Source organism: Methyloglobulus sp., from assembly GCF_040079455.1.
In the GTDB taxonomy this organism is placed as follows: domain Bacteria; phylum Pseudomonadota; class Gammaproteobacteria; order Methylococcales; family Methylomonadaceae; genus Methyloglobulus.
In genome coordinates this window covers 1-15,175 of the sequence record NZ_JBEBKJ010000088.1, presented here as the reverse complement: position 1 = coordinate 15,175, position 15,175 = coordinate 1, and the positions used below count along the sequence as shown (strand labels likewise).

The following is a 15,175-nucleotide window of genomic DNA, read 5'->3' as shown; positions in this document are numbered from 1 at the left end:
ATTTCAGCCGAATACCGCCCATTAAGGTGAATGCCAATTCAAAAAAATCGGCTTTTGACCAGTCAGCCGGAGTTTCTGCTGTTTGTGCAAAGGTCTCAAGGCTATTAAAATCACAGTTTGTTTCTCAGCAGGTCTGGAACAGTTATTGAGAGCGACTGTGGTGAGAGCATTGTTAGAGGGGTACAAAATCGACACAAAACGTCCCTTAGATAAGGGGTTTCGTTTGCACCATACAAAAACCATTTTCTAGTCCACGCCATTATGTTATAAGTAAAACTGCTTCTGGGTTTTGAAGCAGCCTGTTAAAAACTCATTTTTCAGAACGAGTTAAACTTTCCAACATCACCCACAACAACAATTAATGTTATGAAAATGCAAACACACAAAACTGTTATCCGAGTTTTAGCGCTATTTACAATATGTCTAGGGGGATTAGCTTTGTCCCCGACAGTCTTTGCCTTTGGAGCCTGCGATGCAGGTTCGATGCCGGTTGCTATCAATAGCACTAGCGGGCCGCGAACACTCGTTGCCGGCAAGGAAAGTTTTTTTAAAGTTGTCGCGCCAAGTGATGGCTTGCTTACCATAAGCCCGCTTAGCAATGTCACTATGTATGCCCAACTTTACGACAAAGATTGCATTAGTGTTTCTAACAAAACATATGGGGCTTTTTTGAGTCAGACTGTGTCTCCAGGCATCTATTATATCGCTATTAGTCCAGTAAGTAGCGCAGCATTAGGAAACTACAAGATTCAAGTTGAAGGCGACTTTACCACGGATGATCGTGGTGTCAGTTGTGCCAGTGCCACCGCGGCTCGGAGCGCCATTGAACCCGGCTTAATCGGCCCATACGGGGATAGGGATTTTTTCCAAGTCAAACTGGCGGCACCGGGACGTCTCGTCACTGGAATCCAGTCAAACTTAACCTTGTACGCACAAGTTTTCGATAAAAATTGTGTTCCTGTATCTACTCAGACATACGGGGGAAGTATTGATAAGACTTTTAGCTCAGGCATTTACTATGTCGGTGTAAGGTCTGTTAGCAGCAATTCTAAAGGGAGCTACAATCTACTGCTAAGTGGCAATATTGTAAAACCGGTTGGCACTTGCAACGGAAAGCTTGCTACCCTGTCAGGCACCAATGGTAACGATGTGATCCAGGGGACAGCTGGTAACGATGTCATCCAGGCTTTCGGTGGTAATGATGTTATCTTAGGCCTAGCTGGCAATGACGTGGTCTGCGGCGGTGTCGGCGATGATGTATTGCAAGGCGCGGATGGCGTAGATAAATTGTTTGGCGATGCTGGGAATGATATTCTCCAAGGCGGAGATAAAAATGATGCACTTGACGGCGGCATTGGCGTTGATATTTGTGATGGTGGCGCACAGACTGACACAGCGACGACTTGCGAAGTCAAAAATTTAGTTCCATAAGACAGGCATGTGTGGCGGATGTCCTAAATAATAGGTATCCGTCACTTATCCCCATGCAGGACGTGGATTTGAGACTGTGAAAATAATTGGTTTTTTGAGATGTTTAACGCGTTATGATGTGTAACATTATTTATATGAACACGACATATAGTCTTTAAAACAAAAATTACTGAATTCTTTCACAGAATCGTTTGAAACTACTTCCCCAACGTATAGCTTTATACCGAACAAAGCCTAATTGTGATGATGTTCCTCACATTCTGAAGGGAAAACCAAAAATGCTTGAAAACCATCTTTAGTAGAAAGGATCACGGCAAAAAAATTAATTTTTGTGAATACATTTATTGGCGGAAATATCAGTCCAAAAGGCAAGTCAGCCTTTGGCAAAATAAAGCTACCCTGCCCACCACCTTTTATCCTAGATAAATTCAGTTGAATCATGCAAAATTGTACTCATTCCTTTTGGAAAGATCAGGGCGGTCGTAATTTTGCTCGGCTCATCATTTGTGTTGAATAGTTGGTTTTCGTTCGTATTAAACATGTTCTGATACCTCGGCAATGGCCATGCGCGAAAATCAACAGATTTAATTGCGTAATTTAGGTTTATGAAACAAATTGCGCTAGAAAAATTCGATCTCGATAGTCTCGCGCCGAATGGTTTACGACGTGGAAGGACGACCGGTAGTTGCGCCACGGCTGCGGTTAAGGTCGCATTGTATCTAATGCTGCGTGGTGAATATCGTATTCAAGTGCCGATCACATTGCCTGACCACCAGCATTATTTGGTGATACCAATTCAGTCCGTGCAATGGATAGATGAACAATCGGTACGTGCAGAAGTGATCAAAGACGGTGGCGATGACCCTGATAATACCCATGGTGCAACTATCTTTGCGATTGTGTGCAAAAATAATCTTGGCAAGATTCGTTTTTTTGCTGGCAAAGGTGTCGGTATTGCGACGCAGCCCGGATTAAGAGTAGCCGTCGGTGAACCTGCCATCAATCCAGTGCCGCGTTTGATGATGCAGCAAGCGGTTGCTGAAGTGCTAGGTAATGACTCGCCAGTCGGTTTTGATCTCACTATCGGTTGTGAAAACGGTGAGATTATTGCACAAAAAACCTTTAACCCTCGACTTGGTATTGTCGGTGGCATCTCAATTCTGGGTACGTCGGGGATTGTTGAGCCGTTGTCATTGGCCTCATGGATTGCCTCCATAGAAGTTTATGTGCGCGTCGCTTTGGGCGGTGACGCATCAAGTATTGCTTTATTGCCAGGGAAAATTGGCCGCAGTTATGCAAAAGAAACATTGGCGCTGTCACCGCAGCGAACCGTACAAATCGCCAACTTTCTGGGTGATGCACTGGACTTTATGCAGCAAGCCTTGGTAGAAGAGCAACGCAAGTTAGAAGTACTTTGGTTGCTGGGACACCCAGGTAAACTTGCCAAAGTATTGGCAGACGTGTGGAACACGCATTCTAGCAAAAGCGAGATGGCTATGACTGTTGTCGCAGGTGTAGCGTTCGATCTGAATTTTAGCGGTGATTTAGTACAAACCATAGCACGTGCAAATACCGTAGAAGCCATCGTAGAAATATTACAACACCAAGCCAATTCAACCGTGTTGTGGCTAGAAATTGAACGGCGTATCGCCGCATTGGTTCACAAACGCACACCGGCAGTAAGTCGTGTTGAAGTGCGTCTATTTAATTTGAATGGCAAACCATTGGGAGCGGCATGAGCAAGTTGGGTACATTTTGGGGCATCGGCGTAGGGCCAGGGCCTGCGGGGTACATCCCTTTGGTGGCGGTTGAAGCTTTGCAACGGGCTGATGTGATCTTTGCTCCACGCGCAACCACTTCAGAAAGCTCGGTGGCTTTGCAATGTCTGACAGGTATCAGCATTGCACCGGAACGGATACGCGAAATAGAATTCCAGATGGAGTCTGACCGTTCCATTTTAAGCGATCATTACACGCAATTAGCAGAAACCGTTGCCATTGAGTTGCGTTCTGGCCACAGCGTTGCCTATTTGACTATTGGTGATTCGCTCACTTACTCTACATACGGCTATATACTCGCGGCTTTGCAAGTGCTGCTGCCCAATCTAACGCAACGTACTTTCCCAGGCATTACCAGTTATGCAGCGGCAGCGGCGGCAATGAGCTGGCCGTTGGGTGAAGGCAAAGAACGCACCTTAATTTTACCGTGTCCTGAAAATGCGGCAGATTTACGTGCAGATATTGATAACCATGACATTGTGATATTGATGAAGATTGGTAAACGTCTGCCTTGGGTATTGGATTTGCTGCGTGATATGGGTATTAGCAACCACTGTGCATTTGCACGTCGCGTTGGCTTAGTCGATGAAATGCTGACAACGGATGTTGGCAACTTAAATGCAGCCCAAGCAATGGGCTATCTGTCTACCTTGTTAATACGAAAAAATACCAGAGAGCAAAGACATTCATGAAAGTTTATTTTATCGGTGCTGGCCCAGGTGCGGCAGATTTAATCACCCTGCGCGGCGCAGCTATTTTGGGTCAAGTCAGCATGGTGTTGTACGCTGGTTCATTGGTATCAAAAGACATGTTGGTACATTGTCGCACCGATGCTGAGATCATCGACACGGCTCAGCTTGATCTTGAACAACAGGAAGCCTGTTACCGCCGCGCTCAAGCTCAAAACATTGAGGTCGCAAGATTACACTCTGGTGATCCTGCTATCTACGGTGCAACCGCCGAGCAAATGCGCCGCTTGGATGGGCTGGGTATCGTCTATGAGGTTGTGCCGGGCGTATCGTCGTTTACCGCTGCCGCAGCAAGCATTAAGGTAGAGCTGACCAAGCCGGAAGTTTCACAAACTATTATTTTAACGCGCGTCTCCGGTCGAGCCTCCGCCGTGCCGGAAAGCGAATCTATAGCTCTGCTAGCCGAACATCGTGCAACGATGTGCATTTTCCTGTCAGGCCCACATTTGAAAAAAATTGTCGCCGATCTGCGCCTACATTACTCAGATGACACACCCGTCGCATTGGTTTATCGAGCAACTTGGCCTGAGGAAAGGTCACACCAAAGCACATTAGGGCAACTATTGACAGAAATCAAAAGCAGCAATTGGAATCTTACCACCATGCTATTGGTAGGCGAAGCGTTAAGCACTTATGTACCCACCGAGTCTAGTCTGTACGCCAAGGATTACACGCACATTTTTCGGGTGGTAAAGAAGCCAAAAGTCGCCGTAACCTTATAGGGCTTTAAAATCTCACTCTTCTAATTTAGGAGATATTTATGATAGTTGCAAAAGTTAAATGAAATACCCCATAGTGCCATTAAAAATTTTGCACTTCAATTTTTGGCGTGCCCAGGTATAAAGCGATAATATGAAAATTAGTTTTATTATTGAATTGGAGAGCACCGAAGGTACAAATATTTTATTTTTTCAATAAAATATCGAAGCCGCTGACCAACAAATCATCATCGGGCAATTGGCGAAACCGAGGGTCGAGCTTGTTGCGAGGCAAGGGTAATTGCTCCCAACGTAAAACCTTTAGCAGGGTGGGTCTGAAACCTGCCTGTCGGAAAACTCTGATCATCTCGCTAAAACGAATGCGGTTGGTATAGAATCCTGACTTGCTAAATAGACCGCCCTCCCACGTTGCTTCGGAAAAACGCAAATTATTCAATCCTCCTCCCAGCATATCTTTCAAATCAACACGATGATGGCAGGCAGCATTAGGCTTTAATAGTCGAAATAGTTCCACGGCGAGCTTGTTGAAATCGCTTTTTGTAACGTGTTGAAGCACTGTTTGTGAAAAACAAAAATCTACCGACTCAGGGGGTATATGTGCTAATGATTGGATACTTCCGATTAGATATTCACCGTTGCATTCCCTAATAAGCCCGTCTAGCGTGCTGGTATCGTTTCCAAATGGTACAAGAAAACCTCTGTGGCGCAACAGATCCAGCATCTTTTTATATGCCGCGATATCCATCGTAGCAAAAGAATTAGCATCGACCAGCCAAGGTACGTGATGTCCCCAATGCTTTCGCAACTACAATGCTGAATAATGAATCTCCATGCCCCAGCTCAAGCACATTAAAGTCACTACCAATAGTCAGATGCGGCAAAGATTGTTTTTCATCAAGAACACCTGCTGCCCTTGCATGCATAAGGAAATTTCCCAATGCTCTTGGGTGCTGATCCATGTCCCCATGTTCAAAGATGTGCAGACGCTTCCAAAATGAATATGGAACAGGTAGTCTGGACAAAACGATCTTGATGCCAATTCGCAGCCACCAAGGCACTAGCTTGTCTCTAAAAACACTCATAATGAATCCAAAATCAAGAAATCACCGGCAATACCAAAAGATGCCATTCGAATCTTACAAAATTGTAGACATCGCAAAAAAATTCTTTGTGCTGGTATAAATTTATCTTAAATTGGAACACATGCTGGCAAATTCGACAAGTCCACATCATCTCCCCAAAGCTGTGAAATAACCTGCTTTGCTTTGCCGGTTTCATCACTACTCCAAAACTGCACGGATCCTGAATAATTCCGGTCAGCCAATATTTCTGCTTTCTCCAAACGGGATTTAAGCTCACGTGCAATAGCGGAGCCGGAATCTATCACGGTTATTGAAGAGCCGACCAGTTCCTGAATGAGCGATGCCAAAAATGGGTAATGTGTACAGCCCAAGACAATGAAGTCTACGTTTTGCGTGATTAGTGGCAGAACATACTGGGCAACCAGGGCGCGAGTCTTATCACCATTGAGGTCACCGAGTTCGACCTGTTCAACCAATCCTGGGCAAGCTTGTGGAATAATTTTTACCTGATCGGAAAAACGTGTCAATAATATCTGAAAATTGTTGCTGGTCAAGGTTCTACTGGTTGCTAATACACCGATAACACCGGTTTTGGTTTTCTCTGATGCAGGTTTAACGGCGGGTTCCATTGCAATAATGGTTGGCCTGATGGTCGGGCGAATCTCTTTTACCGCGGCACCCGTCGCCGTATTACAGGCTACCACTACCGCTTTAACTTGGCGACTGATAAAAAAATCGACGATAGTGGTAGAGCGTTCCAGGATGAATTCTTTAGTCTTGTCGCCATAAGGTGCATGGGCGGAATCAGCGACATACAAGAGGTTTTCATTGGGCAACAGCTTCCGTATCTCCCGAAGTACCGAAAGACCACCCACACCAGAATCAAAAATGCCTATGGGATTTTCTCTGCGCATGAAAAGAAGCCGTTAATTCCTTGTCAGAAAGTCTAAGTTTTAAGGAAACTTTTTATAAGTCTTTCGACTAGCTCAGGACGAACGGTAATGGATTGATTACGCTTGTAGTGAGTCCTGAGCTGGTTGAAGTATCGAACCATAAACGGAATCGAGTTGCTCAGAATTTCCTTAAGCAGTTGAAACCCAATCACAGCGCAAACAACTCGCGCATTTTCTGCCCAGGGCTTTCTGCCCGCATAAAAGATTCACCCACCAAAAAAGCATAAATCTCATTGTTCAGCATCACACACACATCATCTTGGGTATGGATGCCGCTTTCAGTAATCACGATTCTATCAGATGGGATCATTGTTTTAAGGTCTAACGTCGTTTGCAAGGACGTTTCAAAGGTACGCAAATTGCGGTTGTTGATCCCCATAAGTTTCGTATCCAGTTCCAAGGCACGTTCTAATTCGGCTGCGTCATGGGATTCAACCAGCACATCCATGCCAAGGTTGGTTGCAGTTTCCGACAATTCCTGCATTTGTCCGGCACCCAAGGCGGCGGCAATCAGCAGGATGCAGTCCGCACCCAAGGCGCGGGATTCATAAATCTGGTACGGGTCGATCATGAAATCTTTGCGGATGACGGGTAGGGGGCAACGCTCCCTGACCATCTGCAAATAAGCTTCGGCACCTTGAAAGAATTCCTTATCTGTCAGTACCGACAAACAAGTTGCACCGTTCATGGCATAATCTAAACCGATAGTGATAGGTGCAAAATTTTCCCTGATTACACCTTGGCTGGGTGAGGCTTTTTTGATTTCAGCGATAATCGCAGGCATTTTTGCGGTAACTTTATGTTGTAAGGCCTTATAAAATCCACGCGGTCTTTCAACGCCCTGGGCAATCTCTTCCAGGTCGGCAATGCTCATGCGTTGTTTGCGATTGGCAATTTCTTCCACTTTTTTATCGAGGATTTTTTTTAGTATGTCTGGGGTGTCTGTCATTGCTGATATTACAGTTAAATTTTCGAGTTGATAGGTCTAAGATAGAACACGGATTTTTGCGGATAATCACAGAAAGCATGAATTACTGCCTTAATCCGTCCCATCTTTTTCATACGTGTTCTGATGTTTTGGTCAAAGTGCTGATAAATAGTTTGTAGTTGGTTAAACCTGTATTTTTTGATTACTTTGTCGGCTTCATGCTTGTGAGTCGCGTGTATTTTGGAGTGACAAACCTAGGTTTGTCACTCCGCCCTATATCAAGTTACAGGTTTAACCCACTATCGAATAGTTTATTAATTCACCTAACTTTGCTAATGCCGTACCGTTGGCAATCACCTGTCTGGCCAAGCTAATGCCGTCCGCAAAAGATGGCGTAATGTTTGCGGCATATATTGCTGCCCCAGAATTTAACAGCACGATGTCCAATGCCGCACCTGGCTGATTATTCAAGACAGATTTTATCATGTTCAAGCTAGTTGCGGCATTCGTTACCGCCAACTCGGTTAAACTCGCCCGCTGCAAACCAAATTGCTCAGGCGTTACGGTATAAGTGGAGACAACACCATCTTTCAATTCAGCAACATGCGTTGCCGAAACAATACTGATTTCATCCAAACCATCTTCTGCACTCACCACTAACACATGTCGGCTGCCGAGCTTAAGTAACACTTGCGCCAAGGGTTCTACCCAGTCTTTGGAAAAAACACCGATCAGTTGGTTGGGCGCTGATGCAGGATTAGATAAGGGGCCTAGCAAGTTGAACAGCGTCCTTACACCCATTTCCTTGCGTACGTTGATAGTATGTTTCATCGCGCCATGATGTTTGGGGGCGAATAGAAAACCCACGCCAATTTCATGCACACATTGGGCGACTTGTTCAGCCGATAAATCCAGGTTGACACCCGCAGCCTCCAGTACATCAGCACTGCCGCAACTGCTCGATACCGAACGGTTGCCGTGTTTGGCAACCTGCCCACCCGCTGCGGCAACGACAAAAGCGCAGGTTGTGGAGATGTTAAACGTATTCGCGCCATCGCCGCCCGTGCCGCAGGTATCGACAACATGATCGCCTGTTATCGGAACGTTACTAGCCAATTCGCGCATCACTTCCACAGCAGCGGCAATTTCATCGACGGTTTCGCCTTTACAACGCAGGGCGATCAAAAATCCAGCGATTTGGGCATCGGTCGCATTGCCGCTCATGATTTGCCGCATCACATCACGCATTTGCTCTGCACTGAGGCTTTGCTTATTTAATAAGGTGGCTAGTGCTTGTTTTATATCCATTTTGGCGTTGTTCATCAAGCCTATCTTCTGACTGAAAATATGATGGCTTTATTAAAGCCTATCATTAAGATTTAGACCTAATAAAGTCAGCTGAAATGTGTTGTAATCCGTTCGTGCTCAGCCTGTCGAAGCATGGGCGGACTACAACACATCTCACCAATTGAGTGAACCTTCTAAATCCCACCTACCCTTCGACAGGCTCAGGGCGAACGGAATTTGGAAGCTTCAACTTTTTTTACGAAACTTTCTTCAAAAAACAGGTTTTGAGTACCAGCCCTTTAACCTTATCCGCATTGCATTCAATCAATTCCTCATCATCCGTGAGGCGGATATTTTTGATGACCGTTCCGCGTTTAAGGGTAACGGAAGTACCTTTTACCTTTAAATCTTTAATCACTTGGACTGAATCGCCGTCATTAAGTGGAGTACCGTTGCTGTCTTTTATGGTCATGGTTTTTATTGCTACGCTATGTAATTTATAGTATTGGGGCATTGTTCGAGACAGAGTTGTAAGCTTAATGTCGTTATGCTAAAAAAGAAAACACCCTCTCCTGCTGGGGAGGATTGGGGTGAGCAGATTAAAATCAATCATTTACTCCCCCTCATCCTAACCTTCTCCCTCAAGGGAGAAGGAACTAGGCCGCTTAACTTAACGGCATTGGTTGCAAGCTCCATCCCGCAGAGGCAACCGTAGACTTTTAACCAACCTTATGGCACGGGCAAGCCTAGCCTATGAAGTGGTAAATACTCAAAATAATACTGGCATCCAACTGAAATAATGTAATCTAACGAATCTTTATATTTAGGTTTTCTAAACCAGTCAGAAAGTACGTAAATGTATTCGACCTCAATATTTAACTGGGACATTAATTTCTTATATTGCTTCTTTTTGAAGTCGCAAGTTTGTAATTTTTCGTCCACCGATCCCTCAACTATTTGAAATTTAACCTCAATAACAAAAAGTGTGTTGTTATGGATTACATAGGGGACATCATCAATCAAAAGTTGAGTTTATATTTGTTTCAATTGCATCTTTTACCCGCTGCGTATACGCGTATATATGCTCTATTTCCGACTTATTATAAAACTCTTTATCAAACGTTAAGTCGGAATTTTCGTTTGTAACCTCTTCAAAATTATTAAAAATGTACTCTTCATAAGATTTTTTTTCTGAGTCTGACAGATACTCTAATACGATTTGAAGATTTTTTAAATTTGCATCAGTCAATTTTATGTTTGTCATTGTGTTTACATCCTTACTGTTACTTCTTTGAGCAAAAATTTTTCAATTGCAATTTGAGTTTTAACATCAGCGAAATGCGCCATTCGATGATGATGGGCACACAGAACCGATAAATTCCATATTCTGTCTTCACCGCCACGACATAGAAGAATAATGTGGTGTACTTCTATATAAGGCGTTCCATCTTCGCGTAAAAAAATATTATTACAATTATGAAATAAACAGTTAGACCCTAACAAATCAATAGCTTGTTTCGCCCATTTGACTTTTCTTACATAAGTTTCAATAAGATATTCCCTTTTTTCAGGTACTTCTTTAGTTAAATCAATTGATGCAGTTTCTTCCTTTTCGACATCAAGTAAGTCAATTCCTCGTAGCGTATAATTCCCTGTATTATCAATAAAGCTGATTAAATTGTCGTCTCTTAGAAATTGAAGTTGCTGTCTAATTTTTGCTTCGACATGCTTATTATCAGGTCGGAAAGACTGAAATGTGGCTAATTTTTCTTTTAAAAACTCTTGTAAAGAAAAAGTTCTAGAACCTGTGCTATTGCAATGTTGAATAATTTGCTGATAAACAAAATCCTTCCAAGTCATTGCGTGAAACTCCTGTTTAATCGTTAGAAAACAGTTGCTGGCGAATACGTAAAATACTTGCGAGAAAAGCTTGGTAGCGGATTGGGTTTTTCCCAAATAATGTCATTGAGTATCTTCATACCTAATTGTTGCATGGCATAACCGACTGAGTAAATAACGTGATGTGTGCCGCTTACCCATAAAGTACCATTGGGCCTTAGCAATTTTTGGCAACGCTTTAGCCATTCGGTATTAAATTCATGGTTAAGCTCTGCGCCGCGAGATTTGTCCCAAGCACCCTTATTTACGCTGACCATTTTTCCGGCTTGGCAACTGATACCGCCGTTGGACAAAAAATATGGCGGGTCGGCAAAAATCATATCGAATTTGCCTAATGGATATTTGGCTATGATGGCATCCATCAATTCAAGGCAGTTGGCTTGATACAACCAAATCTTTCTTACATCATCCCGATAGTACAGTTTATTTGGGGATAGATCCGATTCTTTAATGGCTAAATTTTCAAAGAAATCATCATCCTCTGAAAGCCTTTCTTCAGCTATGGCGTATTTGTGTGAGCTTTTAGTCATTCTGTTAATGTTTTGAATGTGATGATTACGAAATCAAGGCTTCACAGCTTCAATCAATTTTATATCCTGCTTAAGCATTTCATTAACCAATTGCCCTACTTCAACGCCCTTAGAGTGGGCGCATTCCTGTAGATAAATTCTGACTTCATTATCTAGGTAAACTGGCAAATTCAAGGTGGCGTTCGGGCGATAAAACTTACCTCGTACCCCTTTGGAAAAATCATATTCATCTTTCATGGGCTTTCCTCGTACTGTTGCTGTTCGTGTTTGGTGGCATTCCGTGCTGAAATAATTCGCAAATTAACATTTTGGTGATTATGTTCTTCAAACGTGTGAATCACAACGATGAGATGTCTTTTTCGATTTTTCCCTAATGTGATCCAGCGTTCTTCATGTTCGCTGTGTTCAGCGTCAAAAATTGATTTATGAAAGTCATCTAAAAAAACCTCGCCAGCTTCTTCAAACGTAATACCATGTTTTTCGACATTGCTTAGTGCCTTATTGGGATCCCATTCAAAATTGTATTGCACATGCTACCTCGCGGCTTTAGTTATATCACTCTATGTCACTTGGATATGAGATAGCTCCATTACCGTCCCAAAAAATTCCTAAGCAAATCATGCCCATGCTCCGTCAAGATCGACTCGGGATGGAACTGTACGCCTTCAATATCCAGGGTTTTATGCCTTACGCCCATGATTTCGTCGATGTTGCCTTGCTCGTCTTGTGTCCAGGCAGTGACTTCCAGGCAGTCAGGCAGGGTGGACTGTTCGATGACCAGGGAATGGTAGCGCGTTGCGGTGAAGGGGTTGCTTAAGCCTTTGAATACGCCTTCATCCTGGTGATAAACCTGTGAGGTCTTGCCGTGCATAATGCTTTTGGCATGGATGATGTTGCCGCCGAAGGCATAGCCGATACTTTGGTGTCCTAGGCACACGCCCAAAATAGGAATACGCCCGGCAAATTTTTCGATTGCCGCCACGGAAATACCTGCTTCTTTCGGTGTACAAGGGCCGGGAGAGATCACGATTTTATCCGGTGTTAATGCGGCGATGTCGTCCAGAGAAACCTGGTCGTTACGCACCACCGTGACATTTGCACCTAACTCGCCAAAATATTGCACGAGGTTGTAGGTAAATGAATCGTAATTGTCGATCATTACTACGTTGACTGCGCTCATGCTTGCCCTCCCTGTTGTTCACTATCGAGACCCGCTTCCGCCATGCTGACGGCGCGGAATACGGCGCGTCCTTTGTTCATGGTTTCATCCCATTCGCTTTGGGGAATAGAATCGTACACGATGCCCGCACCTGCTTGAATATGCAGCATATTGTCCTTGATGACGGCAGTCCTGATTGCAATCGCGGTATCAAGGTTGCCCGACCATGAAATATAGCCAACCGCACCGGAATAAACGCCGCGCTTGACGGGTTCGAGTTCATTAATAATTTCCATTGCGCGAATTTTCGGCGCACCGCTGACCGTGCCTGCCGGAAACGTCGCCGCCAACACATCAAAGGCATTGTTGCCGGATTGCAATTGCCCAGTGACATTGGACACGATGTGCATAACATGCGAATAGCGCTCGACGATCATCTTATCGGTCAACTCCACGGTGCCGATTTCAGCCACACGTCCGGTATCGTTACGGCCCAAGTCGATTAGCATAAGATGTTCGGCGAGTTCTTTGGGATCAGCCAGCAGTTCCTGTTCCAGCTCCAGATCGTGTTCCGGTGTTTTTCCGCGCCGACGCGTACCAGCAATAGGGCGTACGGTAATCAAATCATCCTCCAACCTAACCAGAATTTCTGGTGAAGAACCGACTACATGAAAATCATCCAAGTTCAGGAAGTACATGTATGGCGATGGATTTAGGCAACGCAATGCACGGTATAAATCCAACGGCGGCGCACTATAAGGGATGGACATTCGCTGCGACAGCACCACCTGCATAATATCGCCATCGGTGATGTACTCTTTGGCTTTTAGTACCGCATTTTTATAGCCCTCTTCCGTAAAACCGGAGACAAAGTCTGATTCCTGCACCCGCACAGACTTGTTATGCTTGGCCGGTTCCGCCTTTAGCTCACGTAATCTTCTTGCCAGATCATCTAATCGTGCGACAGCCAGATTATAGGCGTTGTCTTCTTCGGGATTGGCATGGGTAAGCAACAGCATTTTGCCGGATAGGTTGTCGAATACCAGGATTTCTTCCGAAACCATCAACAAAATATCCGGACAACCTAAAGGATCAGGCTTATCGGCACGTAAACGCGGCTCGATATAAGCAACGGTTTCATAGCCGAAATAACCGACCAAGCCGCCGCTAAAGCGCGGCAATTCTTCAATGTCCGGTACTTTGAAGCGATCTTTGAACGCTTCTATCCAAGCTAAAGGATTATCGTGGGTTATGCTTTCAAGCACCTCTCCCTCTTTTTCCAGCCGTATTTCATTACCATCAACTTTAACTAAAGTCTTGCAGGGCAAACCAATAATCGAATAACGTCCCCATTGCTCACCGCCGTGGACAGATTCAAACAGATAAGAATACGGGCCGTCGGCCAATTTTAGGTACGCACTTAGGGGCGTGTCTAAATCAGCCAGCACTTCTCGGCAAACTGGGATGCGGTTGTAACCCTGTCTGGCGTAGATGTTGAATTGTTCTGGGGTCATGGGTTAATTACAAGGTTTAACTTTTTATTTTTTATGAGATTGATTTATATAGTTTACTTGTTTTTCTTGGCTGAGGCTCGCTCATTGGTATTTGAAGCATAGGCATCAAGTATATGTTCGTATTCTTCGCTTAAAGATTTAATTGTTTCTGGATTAAAGCTGCCAGCCGACATATGCTCCAAAACTTGCATTTGATAATGTACAAATGCAGAAATCGGCGGCATTCTTCCTTCACCATTATCTTTAAGTAAATCGAACCGACGTTTGTAGTCTTGCAACGCAAGGTCTGCTGCGATTTTGAGTAGTTCCCGTTTGTTTTGGTATCGTTGTTGGATAATCATAGTAACGATAGACGCACTGGAACCGATCAGTGCGCCAAGGAGTGCAGCAATAGTGGTACTCACGCAGCGTTACAATTTAACCAACCTTCGCCATCTCAGCCCGCATCTCATCAATAATCTTCTTGTAATCCGGCTTGCCAAAAATCGCAGAACCTGCCACAAAAGTATCTGCACCCGCCGCTTTTATCGCACCGATATTGGCGCCATTCACACCGCCGTCGATTTCCAAGCGGATGTTAAAACCGCTGTCGTCGATGCGTTTTCTGACTTCGCGTAGCTTACCTAAAGCAGAAGGCAGGAACGATTGGCCACCGAAACCGGGGTTGACCGACATCAACAAAATCATGTCCAGCTTATCCATCACATAATCCAGGTGGCTTAATGGCGTACCGGGGTTGAACACTAAACCTGCTTTGCAACCGCAATCTTTAATCAATTGCAAAGTGCGGTCGATATGCACAGAACCTTCGGGATGGAAGGTGATGATAGAAGCACCCGCCTTGGCGAAATCTGGGATTATGCGGTCTACCGGCTCAACCATTAAATGTACGTCGATAGGCGCGGTTACGCCATGTTTACGCAAGGCTTCGCAAACCAACGGCCCGATGGTCAGGTTAGGCACAAAATGGTTATCCATCACATCAAAATGGACAACGTCTGCGCCAGCGGCTAATACATTATCGACTTCCTCGCCCAACTTAGCGAAATTAGCAGACAGGATGGAAGGTGCAATCCAGTTTTCGTTCATTTTTTCGATCCTCTAGGTTAAATATGGCGATTATATCTTTTTTTTGGCGTTTCATCT

Annotated in this window: 20 protein-coding genes; 4 read left to right on the top strand and 16 right to left on the bottom strand. The window is 44.5% G+C overall.

Annotated elements, in window-relative coordinates; translation table 11 throughout:
• The first annotated feature begins 366 nt into the window (after positions 1-366).
• Positions 367-1,431 carry a calcium-binding protein gene (locus ABL924_RS15515; RefSeq protein ID WP_349028005.1) on the top strand — a complete coding sequence of 355 codons (1,065 nt, stop codon included), beginning with the start codon at positions 367-369 and terminating at the stop codon, positions 1,429-1,431.
• Positions 1,432-1,665: 234 nt separating this feature from the next.
• Here the strand turns inward: ABL924_RS15515 and ABL924_RS15510 are convergent, their stop codons facing one another.
• Complete coding sequence (locus ABL924_RS15510; protein ID WP_349028004.1) at positions 1,666-1,872, bottom strand: hypothetical protein; 207 nt, start codon at positions 1,870-1,872, stop codon at positions 1,666-1,668.
• Between the two features lie 164 nt (positions 1,873-2,036).
• Here ABL924_RS15510 and cbiD point away from each other — a divergent pair, with 164 nt between their 5' ends.
• From cbiD to cobM, 3 genes are read left to right on the top strand one after another with little or no spacing between them, the layout of a single operon-like run.
• Positions 2,037-3,170: a cobalt-precorrin-5B (C(1))-methyltransferase CbiD gene (gene cbiD, locus ABL924_RS15505; RefSeq protein ID WP_349028003.1), complete on the top strand. Its 1,134-nt coding sequence runs from the start codon at positions 2,037-2,039 to the stop codon at positions 3,168-3,170.
• Entirely contained in the window at positions 3,167-3,901 is a 735-nt protein-coding gene (gene cobI / locus ABL924_RS15500) for a precorrin-2 C(20)-methyltransferase (protein ID WP_349028002.1), read from the top strand. The genes cbiD and cobI overlap by 4 nt, the downstream gene beginning before the upstream one ends.
• A complete protein-coding gene (gene cobM / locus ABL924_RS15495; protein WP_349028001.1) occupies positions 3,898-4,680 on the top strand; it encodes a precorrin-4 C(11)-methyltransferase in 783 nt (260 codons plus the stop codon). Before cobI ends, cobM begins: the two co-directional genes overlap by 4 nt.
• Positions 4,681-4,861: 181 nt before the next feature.
• On the opposite strand, the gene ABL924_RS15490 is transcribed toward cobM, so the two are convergent.
• The 15 genes from ABL924_RS15490 to rpe form a co-directional block, all read right to left on the bottom strand.
• A complete protein-coding gene (locus tag ABL924_RS15490; protein WP_349028000.1) occupies positions 4,862-5,482 on the bottom strand; it encodes a class I SAM-dependent methyltransferase in 621 nt (206 codons plus the stop codon).
• Positions 5,436-5,759 carry a hypothetical protein gene (locus ABL924_RS15485; RefSeq protein ID WP_349027999.1) on the bottom strand — a complete coding sequence of 108 codons (324 nt, stop codon included), beginning with the start codon at positions 5,757-5,759 and terminating at the stop codon, positions 5,436-5,438. Before ABL924_RS15485 ends, ABL924_RS15490 begins: the two co-directional genes overlap by 47 nt.
• A gap of 107 nt (positions 5,760-5,866) precedes the next feature.
• Positions 5,867-6,673, bottom strand: a complete 807-nt coding sequence (murI, locus tag ABL924_RS15480) for a glutamate racemase (RefSeq protein ID WP_349027998.1) — start codon at positions 6,671-6,673, stop codon at positions 5,867-5,869.
• A 187-nt stretch (positions 6,674-6,860) separates the two neighbouring features.
• Positions 6,861-7,661: an indole-3-glycerol phosphate synthase TrpC gene (gene trpC, locus ABL924_RS15475; protein ID WP_349027997.1), complete on the bottom strand. Its 801-nt coding sequence runs from the start codon at positions 7,659-7,661 to the stop codon at positions 6,861-6,863.
• Positions 7,662-7,931: 270 nt separating this feature from the next.
• On the bottom strand, positions 7,932-8,948 hold the full coding sequence (gene trpD / locus ABL924_RS15470; protein WP_349028006.1) for an anthranilate phosphoribosyltransferase: 1,017 nt from the start codon (positions 8,946-8,948) through the stop codon (positions 7,932-7,934).
• Between the two features lie 235 nt (positions 8,949-9,183).
• On the bottom strand, positions 9,184-9,399 hold the full coding sequence (locus ABL924_RS15465; protein WP_349027996.1) for an alkylphosphonate utilization protein: 216 nt from the start codon (positions 9,397-9,399) through the stop codon (positions 9,184-9,186).
• 543 nt (positions 9,400-9,942) lie between these two features.
• Positions 9,943-10,191: a hypothetical protein gene (locus tag ABL924_RS15460; protein WP_349027995.1), complete on the bottom strand. Its 249-nt coding sequence runs from the start codon at positions 10,189-10,191 to the stop codon at positions 9,943-9,945.
• 5 nt (positions 10,192-10,196) lie between these two features.
• Complete coding sequence (locus ABL924_RS15455; RefSeq protein WP_349027994.1) at positions 10,197-10,787, bottom strand: hypothetical protein; 591 nt, start codon at positions 10,785-10,787, stop codon at positions 10,197-10,199.
• A 23-nt stretch (positions 10,788-10,810) separates the two neighbouring features.
• Positions 10,811-11,356, bottom strand: coding sequence for a site-specific DNA-methyltransferase (locus tag ABL924_RS15450; protein WP_349027993.1), 546 nt, complete (start codon positions 11,354-11,356; stop codon positions 10,811-10,813).
• 33 nt (positions 11,357-11,389) lie between these two features.
• Positions 11,390-11,593, bottom strand: a complete 204-nt coding sequence (locus ABL924_RS15445) for a hypothetical protein (protein ID WP_349027992.1) — start codon at positions 11,591-11,593, stop codon at positions 11,390-11,392.
• On the bottom strand, positions 11,590-11,886 hold the full coding sequence (locus ABL924_RS15440; protein WP_349027991.1) for a BrnT family toxin: 297 nt from the start codon (positions 11,884-11,886) through the stop codon (positions 11,590-11,592). Before ABL924_RS15440 ends, ABL924_RS15445 begins: the two co-directional genes overlap by 4 nt.
• A gap of 59 nt (positions 11,887-11,945) precedes the next feature.
• On the bottom strand, positions 11,946-12,536 hold the full coding sequence (locus ABL924_RS15435) for an aminodeoxychorismate/anthranilate synthase component II (protein ID WP_349027990.1): 591 nt from the start codon (positions 12,534-12,536) through the stop codon (positions 11,946-11,948).
• Complete coding sequence (gene trpE, locus ABL924_RS15430; RefSeq protein WP_349027989.1) at positions 12,533-14,029, bottom strand: anthranilate synthase component I; 1,497 nt, start codon at positions 14,027-14,029, stop codon at positions 12,533-12,535. Before trpE ends, ABL924_RS15435 begins: the two co-directional genes overlap by 4 nt.
• 53 nt (positions 14,030-14,082) lie before the next feature.
• The gene (locus ABL924_RS15425; RefSeq protein WP_349027988.1) at positions 14,083-14,433 is read right to left on the bottom strand and encodes a hypothetical protein; all 351 of its coding nucleotides are present in this window, start codon (positions 14,431-14,433) and stop codon (positions 14,083-14,085) included.
• 13 nt (positions 14,434-14,446) lie between these two features.
• The gene (rpe, locus tag ABL924_RS15420; RefSeq protein ID WP_349027987.1) at positions 14,447-15,118 is read right to left on the bottom strand and encodes a ribulose-phosphate 3-epimerase; all 672 of its coding nucleotides are present in this window, start codon (positions 15,116-15,118) and stop codon (positions 14,447-14,449) included.
• Between the last annotated feature and the right edge of the window lie 57 nt (positions 15,119-15,175).